A 15,640-nucleotide genomic window follows, 5' to 3' on the forward strand; every position below is an offset into this window, starting at 1 on the left:
TTCCACCCCACACAGACCGGAGACAACACGATGAGCCAAGCCAAGAAGTTCGCCAGCCAGGCCGACATGGAAGAGAAGAAGATCACCTTCAGCCAGATCTCCGAGCACGCCTGGGCCTACACCGCCGAGGGCGACCCGAACACCGGCATCGTGATCGGCGACGACTGCGTGCTGGTCGCCGACACCCAGGCCACCCCCGCCATGGCCGCCGACGTGGTGCGCCGCATCCGCGAAGTGACCGACAAGCCCATCAAGTACGTGGTGCTCACCCATTACCACGCGGTGCGCGTACTCGGCGCGGCAGGCTACGGGGCCGAGCACATCCTGGCCAGCCAGGACACGCGCGACCTGATCGTGGAGCGCGGCGAAGCCGACAAGGCCAGCGAAATCGGCCGCTTCCCGCGCCTGTTCCAGAACGTGGAGACCGTGCCCCCGGGCCTCACCTGGCCCACCCTGACCTTCACCGGCAAGATGACGCTGTGGCTCGGCAAGCTCGAGGTGCAGCTGATCCAGCTGGGCCGCGGCCACACCAAGGGCGACACGGTCGTCTGGCTGCCACAGGAGCGCACGCTGCTGTCGGGCGACCTGGTCGAGTTCGGCGCCACGCCGTATGCCGGCGACGCCTATTTCCAGGACTGGCCGCAGACGCTGGACAACATCGCCGCCCTGAAGCCCGCCGCGCTGGTGCCGGGCCGTGGCGCCGCGCTCACCACGCCGGCCGAGGTGGCGGAGGGCCTGACGGGCACGCGCAACTTCATCTCCGACGTGTATGCCAGCGTGCAGGAAGGCGTGAAGGCCGGGCGCGACCTGAACACGGTCTACAAGGACACCTACGCGAAGCTCAAGCCCAAGTACAGCCAGTGGGTGATCTTCGACCACTGCATGCCGTTCGACGTGAGCCGGGCGTATGACGAAGCTTCGGGCCATGCCGATCCGCGCGTGTGGACGGCCGAGCGGGACGTCGAGATGTGGAAGGCGCTGGAAGGCTGACCGGTATTGCCTTGCTCCCTCCCCTCTGGGGGAGTGCTGGGGTGGGGGCAGGCAGAGCGCCAGTTTCGAGCGCCGCTTGCCCCCATCCCAACCTTCCCCCGGAAGGGGAAGGAGCAAGACAAAGACAAAAGACACGGAGACAAACGTGATCGACTATCAAAGTCTGCGCTTCGACTACCAACGCCACGCCGACCAGGACGCAGCGCCCCCAGCCCGTCACGCCGTGGTGATCGTCGGTGCCGGCCCGGTCGGCCTCACGCTGGCCATCGACCTCGCGCTGCGCCAGGTGCCTGTCGTGCTGCTGGACAACGACAACACCCTCTCCAGCGGCTCGCGCGCGATCTGCTTTGCCAAGCGCTCGCTCGAAGTGTTCGACCGCCTGGGCTGCGGCGACCGCATGGTCGACAAGGGCGTGTCGTGGAGCGTGGGCAAGGTGTTCTTCCACGACGAGCAGGTCTACCGCTTCGACCTGCTGCCCGAGCCCGGCCACGAGCGGCCCGCCTTCATCAACCTGCAGCAGTACTACGTCGAGGGCTACCTCGTCGAACGTGCCGCCGCGCTGCCGCTGATCGACCTGCGCTGGAACAACAAGGTGACGGGCATCGAGCAGCGCGACGACGGTGCGGTGCTCACGGTCGAGACGCCCGACGGCAACTATCAACTGGCGGCCAGCTACGTCGCCGCCTGCGACGGCTCGCGTTCCAATCTGCGGCAGCTGCTCGGCCAGGAGGCCAAGGGCCGCACCTTCCGCGACCGCTTCCTGATCGCCGACATCACGATGGACGCGCCGCTCCCGACCGAGCGCCGCTTCTGGTTCGACCCGTCCTTCCATCCCGGCCAGAGCGTGCTGCTGCACAAGCAGGCCGACGGCATGTGGCGCGTCGACTTCCAGCTCGGCTGGGACGCCGACCCGGTGGAAGAGCGCAAGCCCGAGAACATCACGCCGCGCGTGCGCGCGCTGCTCGACAGCATCGGTTTTGCCGACGTGCAGTTCCAGATCGGCTGGGCCAGCGTCTACACCTTCGCCTGCCAGCGCATGGAGCGCTTTCGCCACGGCCGCGTGCTGTTCGCGGGCGACTCGGCGCATGGCGTGTCGCCCTTCGGCGCGCGCGGCGCCAACTCGGGCGTGCAGGACGCGGACAACCTCGCGTGGAAGCTCGCCGCTGTGGTGCAGGGCGAAGCGCCCGATGGGCTGCTCGACAGCTATGCGAGCGAGCGCGAGTTCGCAGCCGACGAGAACATCCGCCACTCCACGCGCGCGACCGACTTCATCACGCCCAAGAGCGAGGTGAGCCGTCTGTTCCGCGACGCGGTGCTGGCGCTGACCAAGCGCCACGCCTTCGCGCGCACGCTGGTCAACAGCGGCCGGCTCTCGGTGCCGGCGGTGCTGCGCGATTCTCCGCTCAACACGGCCGATGCCGATGCCTTCAAGGGCGCGATGGTGCCGGGCGCGGCGGCCGCGGATGCGCCGACCGTGCGGGCCGATGGCAGCGCGGGCTGGTTGCTGCGCGAATGCCATGGGCAGCAGTTCACCGCACTGGTCTTCGGCGCGGGCGAAGCCGCCGAGCGCAGTGCGCAGGTGCTGAAGGCCAGTGACGCTCCGCTGCACATCGTGCGCGTGCAAGGCACGACACCCGAAGGCGCACTCGCCACCGTGCGCTACGACGCGGAACCCGGTACCGTCTACCTCCTGCGGCCCGACCAGCATGTGTGCGCACGCTGGCGGCAACCCACGGCGGCGACCATCCGCGCAGCCATCGATCGCGCACTGGCAAAGGCATGAGCATGCAACACCTGAACACCACGCCGAACCTCGAGGCGCCCGACGATTTCTACGAAGCGCTCATCGAGGCGCACCAGGGGCTTTCCACCGAAGAAAGCCACGCCTTCAACGCGCGCCTCGTGCTCGTGCTGGCCAACCACATCGGCTCGCTCGCCGTGCTGCGCGAGGCCTTCGAAGCCGCGCGCAGCCACTAGGCGAACGCCCCACGCCTTCCAACCTCATCGCGATTTTCGAAAGAGAACACCATGACCCCAGCTTCCGCCAACGACGACCGGCGCTACCTCGGCGGCTTCGGCAACGAATACGCCTCCGAGGCCGTACCGGGCGCCCTGCCGCAGGGCCGCAACAACCCGCAGCGCGGGCCTTTCGATCTCTACACCGAGTTGCTCTCGGGCACCGCCTTCACCGCGCCGCGCCATGAGAACCGCCGCACCTGGCTGTACCGCCGCCAGCCCTCGGTGGTGTCGGGCCGCTACCAGCCGTATGCGCAGCCGCACTGGACCACCGGCGGCGACCGCGAGATCGCGCTGCCGCCCGAGCCGATGCGCTGGCACCCGATGCCGCTCGATGGCGCGGCCGAAGCCGACTTCGTCGACGGTATGCACACGGTCGCGGCCAACGGCGATGCCGATTCGCAGGTCGGCGTGGCCTCGCTCATGTACCTCGCAGGCCGCTCGATGGAGAAGCGCGCCTTCGTCAACGCCGACGGCGAGATGCTGGTCGTGCCGCAGCAGGGCCGCTTGGTCATCACAACGGAGCTCGGCGTGCTCGACGTCAAACCCGGCGAAATCGCGGTGCTGCCGCGCGGCATGGTCTTCAAGGTGGCGCTGCCCGATGGTCTTTCGCGCGGCTACGTCTGCGAGAACTACGGCGCGCATTTCCGCCTGCCCGAACTGGGCCCGATCGGCTCGAACGGCCTGGCGAACGCGCGCGATTTCCAGGCGCCCGTGGCAGCCTTCGAAGAAGACGGCGGCGCCTACGAACTGGTCAAGAAATTCGCCGGCCGCTTCTGGAAGGCGCCGACCAGACAATCGCCCTTCAACGTGGTCGCCTGGCACGGCAACCTCGCGCCGGTGAAGTACGACACGGCGCACTTCATGGCGATCGGCTCGATCAGCTTCGACCATCCCGATCCGTCGATCTTCACCGTGCTGACTTCGCCGAGCGACACGCCCGGCACCGCGAACTGCGACTTCGTGATCTTCCCGCCGCGCTGGATGGTGATGGAGAACACCTTCCGTCCGCCCTGGTTCCACCGCAACCTCATGAGCGAGTTCATGGGCCTGGTGCTGGGCGAATACGACGCCAAGCCGGGCGGCTTCAAGCCCGGCGGCGCGAGCCTGCACAACTGCATGGTGCCGCACGGGCCGGACGAGGAAGCCTTCGACAAGGCGACGCATGCGGACCTCAAGCCCCACAAGCTGGACAACACGCTGGCCTTCATGTTCGAGAGCCGCTACCGCTTCATTCCGACGAACTTCGCGCTGAAGAGCCCGGCGCTCGACACGGATTACGCCGACTGCTGGGCCGGCCTGAAGGATCAGTTCAAGCCATGAAGAACACCTTCGCTCCTATCACGCGCCGCGCGGCCGCCATCGCCCTGCTCGCTGCGCCCTTGCTCGCGCACGCGGCGGACTTCCCTTCGAAGCCGATCCGCTTCATCGTGCCCTACACGCCCGGCGGCACCACCGACCTGGTGGCGCGCACCGTGGGTCAGAAGGTCTCGGAAAAGCTCGGCCAGCCGGTGCTCATCGACAACCGCGGCGGTGCGGGCGGCAACATCGGCATGGACGCGGTGGCCAAGGCCGCGCCCGACGGCTACACCATCGGCTTCGGCGCGATCTCGACCAATGCGCTGAACCCGCACATCTACAAGTCGATGGCCTTCGATCCGCGCCGTGACTTCACCGCGATCAGCCTGCTGGGCACCTCGACGATCGTGCTGGAAGTGCCGGCGGTGTCGCCGATCAAGTCGGTGCCCGACCTGATCGCCGCCGCGAAGAAGAACCCGGGCCTGCCCTACGCCACGGCCGGCGCCGGCACCTCGATGAACCTGGCCGGCGTGATGTTCGCGCAGATGACCGGCACCGAGCTCGTGCACGTGGCCTACAAGGGCAGCGGCCCGGCGATCACCGACATGCTGGGCAACAACATCGGCCTGATGTTCGACAACCTGCCGGCGTCGCTGCCGCACATCCAGGCAGGCAAGCTGCGCGCGCTGGCGGTCGCCGGGCCGGCGCGCTCGCCGTCGCTGCCCGAGGTGCCGACGATGGCCGAGGCGGGGCTGAAGGGCTACGCGCTCGATCCGTGGTTCGGCGTGTACGGGCCGGCGAACCTGCCGGCGCCCGTCGTGAAGGCGCTGAACGAAGCTTTTGTCGAAGCGCTCGCGATGCCCGATGTGAAGGCCAAGCTGCAGCAAGCCGGCTTCTCGCCGCGCAGTTCGACCGCGCAGGAGCTGGCGACGCTCACGCAGACCGAATACCAGCGCCTCGGCGATGTGGCCAAGAAGGCCGGCATGACCGCAGACTGAACAGATCCACAGAAAGACATCCATGACCATCGCACTGAACGCCACCCATGACCCCAAGCTGCGCAGCTGGGTCGCCTCGGCCAATGAAGCCGGCACCGACTTCCCGATCCAGAACCTGCCCTTCGGCCGCTTCCGCACGGCCGGCAGCAACGAGGCTTTCCGCATCGGCGTCGCCATCGGCGACCAGGTGCTCGACCTGAAGGCCGCGGGCCTCGTCGATACCGACGACATGAACGCGCTGATGAGCGCGAGCGTGAAGGACCGCCAGGCCCTGCGCGCCGCGATTTCCGCGGGCCTTGCCGAAGGCAGCGACAAGCAGGCCGCGTGGTCGAAGGCGCTGCTGGCGCAATTCAAGGCTGAAATGACGGTGCCTTGCCGCATCGGCGACTACACCGACTTCTACACGGGCATCCACCACGCGACCACCATCGGCAAGCTCTTCCGCCCCGACCAGCCGCTGATGCCCAACTACAAGTGGGTGCCCATCGGCTATCACGGCCGCGCCTCGTCCATCGGCGTGAGCGGCCAGGTCTTCAAGCGCCCGCAGGGCCAGACCAAGGCGCCCGATGCGGTCGAGCCGAGCTTCGGCCCATCGAAGCGGCTCGACTACGAACTGGAGCTGGGCTTTCTCGTCGGTCGCGGCAATGCGCTCGGCGAACCGATCGCCATCGGCGACGCCGAAGACCATCTGTTCGGCGTGACGCTGCTCAACGACTGGTCGGCGCGCGACCTGCAGGCCTGGGAATACCAGCCGCTAGGCCCGTTCCTCGCGAAGAACTTCGCGAGCACGCTGTCGCCGTGGATCGTGACGATGGAGGCGCTGGCGCCGTTCCGCGCGAAGTTCGAACGGCCAGCCGAAGATCCGCAGCCGCTGCCGTACCTGGATGCGCCGTCGAACCGCGAGGCCGGCGCGCTCGACATCACGCTCGAAGTGCTGCTGCAGACCGCGAAGATGCGCGCCGAAGGCATCGCGCCCGCGCGCCTCACGCGCGGCAACACCACCGAGGCCGCTTACTGGACCGCCGCGCAGCTCATCACGCACCACACGGTGAACGGCTGCAACCTGCAACCCGGCGACCTGCTGGGCTCGGGCACGCTCTCGGGCCCGACGCCCGACGCGGCCGGTTCACTGATGGAATTGACGCTGGGCGGAAAGCAGCAGATCACGCTGCCGAACGGCGAGAAGCGCACCTTCCTGGAAGACGGCGACACGCTGGTCATGCGCGGCTACTGCGAGCGCGCAGGGGCGGTGCGTATCGGGCTGGGTGAAGTCAGCGGCACGGTGGCTGGTTGAGGCTCCCGTGTTGTCCCCTCTCCCCTCGGGGAGAGGGCCAGGGTGAGGGCAGTGGGCCTCACCACATCACGCGGCCTTGATCGCCGCTCACCCTCTCCCCAGGGGGAGAGGGAGCAAGACGATCAGGGCGCCGGTGCAGCAGTCGTCGCGGCCACCGGCCACGCCACTTCGCTCGCCACGCGCGGCTTGCCCATCGGCGCGCCTGCCTTGCCGGTCTTGATGGCGGCCATGTCCGCCTCGCTCGGGTACTGGTCCATCAGCCAGTAGTCGAACACCCGGCGCGCGATGGGTGCCGCGGCGCCGGCGCCCCAGCCCGCGTTCTCCACGATCACCGCGACGGCGATCTTCGGGTTGTTGACCGGCGCGAAGGCCATGAAGAGGGCGTGGTCGCGCTGGTGCTCCTCGAGCGCGCGGGCGTTGTACTTGGTGTTCTGCGCCTGCGTCACCGCCTGCGCCGTACCGGTCTTGCCGGCCGCCTGGTAGCCCGCGCCCGCGAACACGCCGCGCGCGGTGCCGCTGGTGACCACGCTGGTCAGGCCCTCGCGGATCACCGCCACGTTGGCTGCGGTGAAACCGAGGTTTTCCGCCGGCGGCTGCGGCAGCGGCACGACCTGCCCGCTGACCGTGTTGCGCGTGGCCAGCACGAGGTGCGGCTTGTGCTTGATGCCGCCGTCGGCCACGATGGCCGTGGCCTGCGCGAGCTGCAGCATCGTGAAGGCGTTGTAGCCCTGGCCGATGCCCAGCGAAATGGTCTCGCCCGCATACCACTTCTTCGCCTCGGGCCGCTTGTAGGCATTGCGCTTCCACTCGGTGCTGGGCAGCACGCCGCGCACCTCGCCGCCCAGGTCGATGCCGGTGATCTGGCCGAAGCCCAGCGGCTTCATGAAGTCGTGGATCAGGTCCACGCCCATCTCGTTGGCCAGCGAGTAGTAGTAGATGTTGCTCGACAGCTGGATCGAGCGCCGCATGTCGACACCGCCCAGGTTGCCTTCGGGGCTGCCGAAGCGGTGGCCGCCGAAATTGAAGTAGCCGGGGTCGTTCACCACCACGCTGGCGCCGCGCTTGCCGGTCTGCAGCGCAGCCATGGCCATGAAGGGCTTGTAGGTCGAGCCGGGAGGGTAGGTGCCACGCAGCGCACGGTTCAAAAGCGGCTTGTCGAGCGATTCGCTCAGCTCTTTCCAGCTCTCTGTGTCGATGCCTTCGACGAACAGGTTCGGATCGAACGTGGGCTTGCTCACGAAGGCCAGCACCTCGCCGGTCTTGGGGTCGATGGCCACCAGCGCGCCGCGGCGGTCGCCGAACATGTCTTCCACCAGCTTCTGCAGCTTGATGTCGAGCGACAGCATCACCGTGTTGCCCGGCGTGGCCGGATGGCTCGCAAGCCGGCGCACCGCGCGGCCACCGGCCGAGGTTTCCATCTGCTCGACGCCGGTCTGGCCATGCAGCGTCTTCTCGTAGCTCTGCTCGATGCCGAGCTTGCCGATGTAGTCGGTGCCCTTGTAGTTGGCTTGTTCTTCTTCTTCCCAGTCTTCCATCGCGGTCTTCTCGCGCTGGTTGATGCGGCCGATATAGCCGAGCACGTGAGAGCCGGTCTCGCCGTTCGGGTAGTTGCGGAAGAGCCGCGCCTTGATCTCCACGCCCGGGAAGCGGTAGCGCTGCGCGGCGAAGCGTGCGACCTCTTCGTCGCTCAGGCGGGTGCGGATCGGGATGGAGTCGAAGCTGCGCGAGTCCTCGCGCAGGCGCTTGAAGCGGCGGCGGTCGCGCGGCGAGACTTCGAGCACCTGCGTGAGGTTGTCGATGGTCTCCTCGACATCGTTCACCTTCGAGGGCGTGATCTCCAGCGTGTAGGCCGAGTAGTTCGAGGCCAGCACGATGCCGTTGCGATCGAGGATCAAGCCCCGGTTGGGCACCACCGGCACGATGGCCGTGCGGTTGCTCTCGGCCTGCTCGGCCAGGTCTTCATGCCGCGTGACCTGCAGGTAGACCAGCCGTGCACTCAGCAGGCCGAACGCGAAAAGCACCACCAGGCCGATCACGATCACGCGGCGCTTGAAGCGCGCGAGGTCGGCGGCGACGTTGCGGATTTCGGTCATGGCGGTGGCGAGCTTAGGCGCGTGCTAGTGCAAGTCAAGTGCAATGGCAGATGCCGCGGGCGAGGCTTAGAGGGGGCGGTTCTCGTCGGGTTCCGGGGTGCGGCGTTGGGGGGCAAGCAAGAGGGCGCTTGCCAACGGCCACAGCGCAGCCTCGACGGCCGGCGAGATCAGCACCATCCAGCCCGGGAACACGCCGCCGCCGATCATCCGGGTGATGACCTCGATCAGCTGCGACAGCGCAAAGAGCGGCAGCACCTGCAGCGCCTGCGACAGCACCGGATACCAGAGCAGCCGCCGGTGGATCGTGATCGCGAAGAAGCCCAGCGTCGTGTAGGACAGCGCATGCTGGCCCAGCATGGAGGCCTGGTGCACGTCCATGCACAGGCCGAACACGAAGGCCGCGCCGATGCCCACGCGCGAGGGCTGGTGCACGCCCCAGAACACGATCACCAGCGCCAGCAGGTCGGGCATCCAGGCGGCACGTCCGATGGGGATCATGTTGACCAGCAGCGCCACGATGAGGCTGGTCCACATGAAGAGCGGGCTGACGGGCAACAGAAGCTGCTGCTGGCCTGGGCGCTTGATCATCGGCCTCCTCCTGCGGATGCTGCGGGTTTCTTCTCGTTCTTGCCGGCGCCCGGCCTGCCTTCGGGGCGCTTGCGTTGGGTGCTGGAAGTGGCGGCGGGCGGCGGCGCAGTCGGGGCACCGGTGGGCTCGAGCACCAGCACGTAGCGCGCGGCGGTCACGCTGGCGAGCGGCAGGCAGTAGATGCGGGCAAAGGCCGAATCGGCGCGGCGCTCGATGCGCTCGATCTTCGCGACCGGCAGGCCGGACGGGTAGATGCCGTCGACGCCGCTGGTGGAGAGCAGGTCGCCCTCCTGCAGATCGGCGTTGGCGGCCATGAATCGCAGCTCCAGACCGCCGCCGTGCGCCGAGGCGTCGCCGAAGGCCACGCTGCGCACGCCGGTGCGGGTGTTCTGCACGGGAATCGCGAGGTCGCGGTCGATCACCAGCGTGACCTCGCTCGTGAAGGGCAGCACCTGCGTGACCTGGCCGAGCACGCCGCGCGCATCGATCACCGGCGAACCCGCCACCACGCCCTGCGTGAGGCCCTGGTCGATGACGATCTTGCGGGTGTAGGGGTCGGCGGCGTCGTAGAGCACCTCGGCCGCGCGGCCCGGCGTGGTGGTGGTCTGGCGCAGTTCGAGCAGCTCGCGCAGACGGGCGTTGTCCTGCGCCAGCGTATCGGCCTGGCTTGCGCGCTCGGCCTGCATCATCAGCGCCTTGCGGGCGTCGGTCTCGTTGCGCTGGGCGGTCTGCAGGTCTTCGAGGTAGCGGCCGCCGCCCATCATGATCTGCACCGGCTTGAGCGCCACCCATTGCACCGGGTAGAGCACCGCGCCGAGGGTCGCGCGGATCGGCTGCACGATATGAAAGCGTGCATCGGCCACCATGAGGAACAGGGAGAGCGCGCCGAAGAAGATCAGCTTGCTGAGTGCCGACTGTCCCTGGTTGAACAGGGGTGGCGCTGTGCGATCGAGCGTGCCCAGAGGCATGAATTCAGACCCGGCGGTGGTGCGGAATCAAATAACAAAAAGCCGGCCTATGCAAGCAGAGGCCGGCCGATGATGGCTTTCGCCTTTTACTCGCTCGTGAAGATGCTGCCCAGACGGTCCATGCGCTCGAGGGCGATGCCGCAGCCGCGCACCACGCAAGTCAGCGGGTCTTCGGCCACGAGCACCGGGAGGCCCGTTTCCTCGGCCAGCAGGCGGTCGAGGTCGCGCAGCAGGGCGCCGCCGCCGGTGAGCATCATGCCGCGGTCGGCAATGTCGGCGCCCAGTTCGGGCGGCGTCTGCTCCAGCGCGTTCTTCACGGCCGAGACGATGTTGTTGAGCGGATCGGTCAGGGCTTCCAGCACTTCGTTGCTGCTGATGGTGAAGCTGCGCGGCACGCCTTCGGAGAGGTTGCGGCCCTTGACTTCCATTTCCTTGACTTCGGAGCCCGGGAAGGCCGAGCCGATGGTCTTCTTGATGACTTCGGCCGTCGGCTCGCCGATCAACATGCCGTAGTTGCGGCGGATGTAGTTGATGATGGCTTCGTCGAAGCGGTCGCCGCCCACGCGGACCGAGCCCTTGTAGACCATGCCGCCCAGCGAGATGACGCCCACTTCGGTGGTGCCACCGCCGATGTCCACCACCATCGAGCCCGAGGCTTCGCTGACGGGGAGGCCCGCGCCGATGGCCGCGGCCATGGGTTCTTCGATGAGGTAGACGGAGGTGGCGCCTGCCGCTTCGGCCGCGTCCTTGATGGCGCGGCGCTCGACCTGGGTCGAACCGCAGGGCACGCAGATGATGATGCGCGGGCTCGGCGTGAGCAGCGTGCGCGGATGCACCATCTTGATGAACTGCTTGATCATCTGCTCGGTGATCACGAAGTCGGCGATCACGCCGTCCTTCATCGGGCGGATCGCCTCGATGTTGCCGGGCACCTTGCCCAGCATGGCCTTGGCCTCGCGGCCGACGGCCTGGATCACCTTCTTGCCGTGCGGACCGCCTTCGTGGCGGATCGCGACGACGGAGGGCTCGTCCAGCACGATGCCCTTGTTGCGGGCGAATATCAGGGTGTTGGCGGTGCCGAGGTCGATCGCAAGGTCGGTGGAAAAGTACCGACGGAAAGCTCCAAACATGTGCGGAATCCTCTGAGCACGGCCTGCGCATCGGCAGGTCGTCGCTCTATTTTTGGGTCGTTTGACGGGGTGAATTGATCGTTTTTGGCGCAAAAGCCGGCGCGTTCGCGGGGGTTGCGGCAAAGGCGGGATAATACCTGAATCCCCTCTGATTCCCGTGTTAGCACCCTCTTCGGCGTGCGATTACCTTCGGTTTTTGACCGGTTCGACCCATGTCCCTTGACGCTTCAGATATCGCACGCATCGCCTCCCTGGCGCGGCTGCAGCTTGCCTCCGACGAAAGCGAGCGCATGCTCAGTCAGATCAATGGCTTCTTTGACCTGGTCGAACGCATGCGTTCGGTCGACACCACCGGCATCGAGCCCCTGGCCCATCCGGTGGCCGCGATCGAGGACATCACGCTGCGCCTGCGCAACGATGTCGTGAGCGAACCCAACAACCGCGAAGCCAACCAGAAGAGCGCCCCCGCCGTCGAGGCGGGCCTTTTCCTCGTGCCCAAGGTGATCGAATAATGAGCGGCGAACTGCACCAAATGGGCGTGGTCGCCCTGGCCAAGGCCCTGGCCGAGCGCAAGGTCTCGGCCGTCGAAGCCTCGCAGGCATTCCTCGGCCGCATGAAGGCCCACGAATCGCTCGGCACCTTTGTCGACGTCAATGAAGAAGTCACGCTGGCCCAGGCCCGCAAGGCCGATGCGCTCCTCGCCGCGGGCAACGCACCGGCGCTGGCCGGCGTGCCGATCGCGCACAAGGACATCTTCGTCACCACCGATTTCGCCACCACCGCCGGCTCGAAGATGCTCGCGGGCTACCGCTCGCCCTTCGACGCCACCGTGGTGCGTCGCCTGGCCGAGGCCGGTGCGGTCACGCTCGGCAAACTGAGCTGCGACGAGTTCGCGATGGGTTCGGCCAACGAAAACATCGCCGTGCCCGCCGTGGGCCACGACAAGGCCGTGCCGGTGCAGAACCCGTGGAACCGCGAGCGCATTCCGGGCGGCTCCTCGGGCGCCAGCGCGGCGGCCGTGGCGGCACGCCTCGCGCCCGCAGCCACCGGCACCGACACCGGCGGCTCGATCCGCCAGCCCGCATCTTTTTGCGGCGTGACCGGCATCAAGCCAACCTACGGCCGCGCCTCGCGCTACGGCATGGTGGCCTTCGCATCGAGCCTGGACCAGGCCGGCCCGATGGCGCGCTCGGCCGAAGACTGCGCGCTGCTGCTGTCGGCCTTCTGCGGTCCCGATCTCGACCGCGATTCGACCTCGATCGACAAGCCCGCCGAAGACTTCGGCCGCTCGCTGAACGACTCGCTCGAGGGCCTGCGCATCGGCGTGCCGAAGGAGTTCTTCGGCGAAGGCGTGGCGCCCGGCGTGCGCGCCGCCATCGACGCAGCGCTTGTGCAATACGAGAAGCTAGGCGCCAAGCGCGTCGAGGTGTCGCTGCCTCGCACCGAGTTGTCGATTCCCGTGTACTACATCCTCGCCGCGGCCGAAGCGTCGAGCAACCTGAGCCGCTTCGACGGCGTGAAGTTCGGCCATCGCGCGAAGCAGTACAAGGACCTGTCCGACATGTACGAACGCACGCGCGCCGAAGGCTTCGGCGACGAAGTGAAGCGCCGCATCATGATCGGCACCTACGTGCTCTCGCACGGCTACTACGACGCGTACTACCTGCAGGCGCAAAAGGTGCGCCGCATGATCGCCGACGACTTCCAGCAGGCCTTCAAGCAGTGCGACGTGATCGCCGGCCCCGCCGCGCCGATCACCGCATGGAAGATCGGCGAGCACGGCGACGACCCGGTGGCCGACTACCTCGCTGACATCTTCACGCTGCCCGCATCGCTCGCAGGCCTTCCGGGCATGAGCGTGCCCGCGGGCTTCGACGCCGGCATGCAAGGCTCGAAAGAGGGCATCGGCAAGCCGATGCCCGTAGGCCTGCAGCTGATCGGCAACTACTTCGGCGAAGCCAAGCTGCTGAACGCAGCCCACCGCTTCCAGCAAGTCACCGATTGGCACACCCGCACGCCGGAGGGTTTCTGAAATGAGCGAGACCGTGAACACCTTCGAAGCACAGCAACAAGGCCGCCCGACCGGCCCGCTCGTGCGCGGCTATGAAGTCATCATCGGCTTCGAGACGCACGCGCAACTGTCGACCGCGAGCAAGATCTTCAGCCGCGCCTCCACCGCCTTCGGTGCCGAGCCGAACACGCAGGCCTGCGCAGTGGACCTCGCGCTCCCCGGCACGCTGCCGGTAATGAACAAGGGCGCGGTCGAACGCGCCATCAAGCTGGGCCTGGCGCTCTGCTCGCATGTCGCGCCGCGCAGCGTGTTCGCGCGCAAGAACTACTTCTATCCCGACCTGCCCAAGGGCTACCAGATCAGCCAGTTCGAGATTCCGGTGGTGCAGGGCGGCTCGGTGTCGTTCTTCCTCGGCGAAGAAAAGAAGACCGTGCGCCTCGTGCGCGCCCACCTCGAGGAAGACGCGGGCAAGTCGCTGCACGAGGACTTCATCGGCCAGAGCGGCATCGACCTGAACCGCGCCGGCACGCCGCTGCTGGAAATCGTGACCGAGCCCGACATGCGCTCCACTGCCGAGGCCGTGGCCTACGCGAAGGAGCTGCACAAGATCGTGACGTGGATCGGCATCTGCGACGGCAACATGCAGGAAGGCAGTTTCCGTTGCGATGCCAACGTGTCGGTGCGCAAGCCCGGCGACAAGCTGGGCACACGGCGCGAGATCAAGAACCTGAACAGCTTCAAGTTCATGCAGCAGGCAATCGACTACGAGATCCGCTGGCAGATCGAGGAGATCGAAGACGGCCGCAAGATCGAGCAGGCCACCGTGCTGTTCAACCCCGACACCGGCGAGACGCGTGCGATGCGCGCCAAGGAAGATTCGGCCGACTACCGCTACTTCCCCGATCCGGACCTGCCGCCGCTGGTGATCGCGGCCGACTGGATCGAGCGCGTGCGCAGCGAGATGCCCGAGCTGCCGCGTGCGATGGCCGAGCGCTATGTGCGCGACCATGGCCTGTCGGAATACGACGCGGCGCAGCTCACGCAGAGCCTCGCGCTCGCGCACTACTTCGACGAAGCGGTGAAAGCCGGCGCCACGCCCAAGCTCGCGAGCAACTGGATCACCGGCGAGATGGCGCGCCGCCTGAACGCACAGGAGATCGGCATCGAGGCGGCACCGGTCAGCGCGCTGCAGCTCGGCCAGCTGGTCAAGCGCATTGCCGACGGCACGCTGCCGAACAATGCGGCGCGCCAGGTGTTCGATGCCCTCTGGACCGGCGAAGGCAGCGACGTCGACGCGATCATCGAGGCCAAGGACCTGAAGCCGATGGCCGACACCGGCGCGCTCGATGCGATCCTCGACGAAGTCATCGCCAAGAACGCGAAGAACGTCGAGGAATACCGTGGCGGCAAGGAGAAGGCGCTGAACGGTCTCGTGGGTCAGGTGATGAAAGCCAGCGGCGGCAAGGCCAACCCCGCGCAGGTCACCGAGCTGCTGAAAGCCAAGCTGGGCTGATCAATCGGCGAATCCCGGGGCCATCGCGGCCCCGGCAGATTCAGCGCGGTGCCGCTGCGGCGGCTGCGCTTGGGGCAGGTCCCCAGAGTGGCTTCAACCGCGCGCGCTCTTCATCGAAGCGCGCATTCACCCGCTTCTTCTCATCTTCCTGTTCGGCGATGAAGCGGTTCTGCACCGCCACGCTCTGCGTGTTGTCCTCGAGCTTGCGGCGCATCGCGCCCGGCGCCTTGCTCGTGTCCTTCTTGTAGAACTCGAGCTCCTCGTCGATCTTCTGGCGGTCTTCGCCCAGTTCGGCAATGCGCTTCTGCGCCGCCTGGATCACCGCATCGACCTGCGAGAGCGCCTCCTTGCGCTCGCGGTCGTGCGAGGCGGCGCTGGGGTAGCGCACCAGCAGCGCGCGCTCGCGGCGGCGCTCGTCGGTCGCCTTGGCTGCCTGCACGGCGGCTTCGCGGGCGCGGTCCTCGCGCTCGGCCATCTCGCGCGCCGAGTACGTGGGTTCGATCTTGCGGCGCGTGAGGCCGCTCGGGCTCAGTTCGCGCTGTTCGCGGTCGTTGCAAGCAGGGATCGGACGGTCCGCCGTGAGCGTGCGGCCCTGCGCGTCGGTGCAGGTGTAGATGCTGCCGGCGGGAGCGTCCTTGCCCTGCGCATGCGCAACGCCAACAGAGGAAAAGGCCACCAGGAAAAACGATGCCACCGCCAGCAGGCGATGGGGCTTGCCGTGATCGCGTGTGCGCATCGCT

At 67.4% G+C, this 15,640-nt stretch carries 14 protein-coding genes; 9 read left to right on the forward strand and 5 right to left on the reverse strand.

From position 1 onward, the window contains the following. The first annotated feature begins 30 nt into the window (after positions 1-30). The 6 genes from NU688_RS29425 to fahA all read left to right on the forward strand — a co-directional run bounded on the left by NU688_RS29425 (position 31) and on the right by fahA (position 6,597). Positions 31-990: an MBL fold metallo-hydrolase gene (locus NU688_RS29425; RefSeq protein ID WP_257864371.1), complete on the forward strand. Its 960-nt coding sequence runs from the start codon at positions 31-33 to the stop codon at positions 988-990. A 145-nt stretch (positions 991-1,135) separates the two neighbouring features. Continuing rightward, positions 1,136-2,773, forward strand: coding sequence for an FAD-dependent oxidoreductase (locus NU688_RS29430; protein ID WP_257864372.1), 1,638 nt, complete (start codon positions 1,136-1,138; stop codon positions 2,771-2,773). Continuing rightward, a complete protein-coding gene (locus NU688_RS29435) occupies positions 2,770-2,967 on the forward strand; it encodes a DUF2783 domain-containing protein (RefSeq protein WP_257864373.1) in 198 nt (65 codons plus the stop codon). Before NU688_RS29430 ends, NU688_RS29435 begins: the two co-directional genes overlap by 4 nt. 51 nt (positions 2,968-3,018) lie before the next feature. After that, positions 3,019-4,329 carry a homogentisate 1,2-dioxygenase gene (hmgA, locus tag NU688_RS29440; protein ID WP_257864374.1) on the forward strand — a complete coding sequence of 437 codons (1,311 nt, stop codon included), beginning with the start codon at positions 3,019-3,021 and terminating at the stop codon, positions 4,327-4,329. Then, positions 4,326-5,303 carry a tripartite tricarboxylate transporter substrate binding protein gene (locus NU688_RS29445; protein WP_257864375.1) on the forward strand — a complete coding sequence of 326 codons (978 nt, stop codon included), beginning with the start codon at positions 4,326-4,328 and terminating at the stop codon, positions 5,301-5,303. Before hmgA ends, NU688_RS29445 begins: the two co-directional genes overlap by 4 nt. 22 nt (positions 5,304-5,325) lie before the next feature. Next, positions 5,326-6,597 carry a fumarylacetoacetase gene (gene fahA / locus NU688_RS29450; RefSeq protein ID WP_257864376.1) on the forward strand — a complete coding sequence of 424 codons (1,272 nt, stop codon included), beginning with the start codon at positions 5,326-5,328 and terminating at the stop codon, positions 6,595-6,597. A 122-nt stretch (positions 6,598-6,719) separates the two neighbouring features. Here the strand turns inward: fahA and mrdA are convergent, their stop codons facing one another. The 4 genes from mrdA to NU688_RS29470 form a co-directional block, all read right to left on the reverse strand. Continuing rightward, positions 6,720-8,690: a penicillin-binding protein 2 gene (mrdA, locus tag NU688_RS29455; protein ID WP_257864377.1), complete on the reverse strand. Its 1,971-nt coding sequence runs from the start codon at positions 8,688-8,690 to the stop codon at positions 6,720-6,722. Between the two features lie 66 nt (positions 8,691-8,756). Continuing rightward, the gene (mreD, locus tag NU688_RS29460; protein ID WP_257864378.1) at positions 8,757-9,278 is read right to left on the reverse strand and encodes a rod shape-determining protein MreD; all 522 of its coding nucleotides are present in this window, start codon (positions 9,276-9,278) and stop codon (positions 8,757-8,759) included. Then, complete coding sequence (mreC, locus tag NU688_RS29465) at positions 9,275-10,246, reverse strand: rod shape-determining protein MreC (protein ID WP_257864379.1); 972 nt, start codon at positions 10,244-10,246, stop codon at positions 9,275-9,277. Before mreC ends, mreD begins: the two co-directional genes overlap by 4 nt. Positions 10,247-10,332: 86 nt before the next feature. After that, a complete protein-coding gene (locus NU688_RS29470; protein WP_013538761.1) occupies positions 10,333-11,376 on the reverse strand; it encodes a rod shape-determining protein in 1,044 nt (347 codons plus the stop codon). Between the two features lie 212 nt (positions 11,377-11,588). Between NU688_RS29470 and gatC the strand changes: the two genes are divergently transcribed. Genes gatC through gatB form a run of 3 tightly spaced genes read left to right on the forward strand, consistent with a single transcriptional unit; the run spans position 11,589 to position 14,900 of the window. Beyond that, positions 11,589-11,888 (forward strand): Asp-tRNA(Asn)/Glu-tRNA(Gln) amidotransferase subunit GatC, encoded by a 300-nt coding sequence (gene gatC, locus NU688_RS29475; RefSeq protein ID WP_257864380.1) that lies wholly within the window; start codon positions 11,589-11,591, stop codon positions 11,886-11,888. Next, entirely contained in the window at positions 11,888-13,408 is a 1,521-nt protein-coding gene (gene gatA / locus NU688_RS29480) for an Asp-tRNA(Asn)/Glu-tRNA(Gln) amidotransferase subunit GatA (RefSeq protein WP_257864381.1), read from the forward strand. The genes gatC and gatA overlap by 1 nt, the downstream gene beginning before the upstream one ends. A 1-nt stretch (position 13,409) precedes the next feature. Continuing rightward, positions 13,410-14,900 (forward strand): Asp-tRNA(Asn)/Glu-tRNA(Gln) amidotransferase subunit GatB, encoded by a 1,491-nt coding sequence (gene gatB / locus NU688_RS29485; protein WP_257864382.1) that lies wholly within the window; start codon positions 13,410-13,412, stop codon positions 14,898-14,900. 40 nt (positions 14,901-14,940) lie between these two features. On the opposite strand, the gene NU688_RS29490 is transcribed toward gatB, so the two are convergent. Next, positions 14,941-15,636, reverse strand: coding sequence for a DUF4124 domain-containing protein (locus NU688_RS29490; protein ID WP_257864383.1), 696 nt, complete (start codon positions 15,634-15,636; stop codon positions 14,941-14,943). Between the last annotated feature and the right edge of the window lie 4 nt (positions 15,637-15,640).

The organism is Variovorax sp. ZS18.2.2, assembly GCF_024701975.1.
Classification (GTDB): Bacteria; Pseudomonadota; Gammaproteobacteria; order Burkholderiales; family Burkholderiaceae_C; genus Variovorax.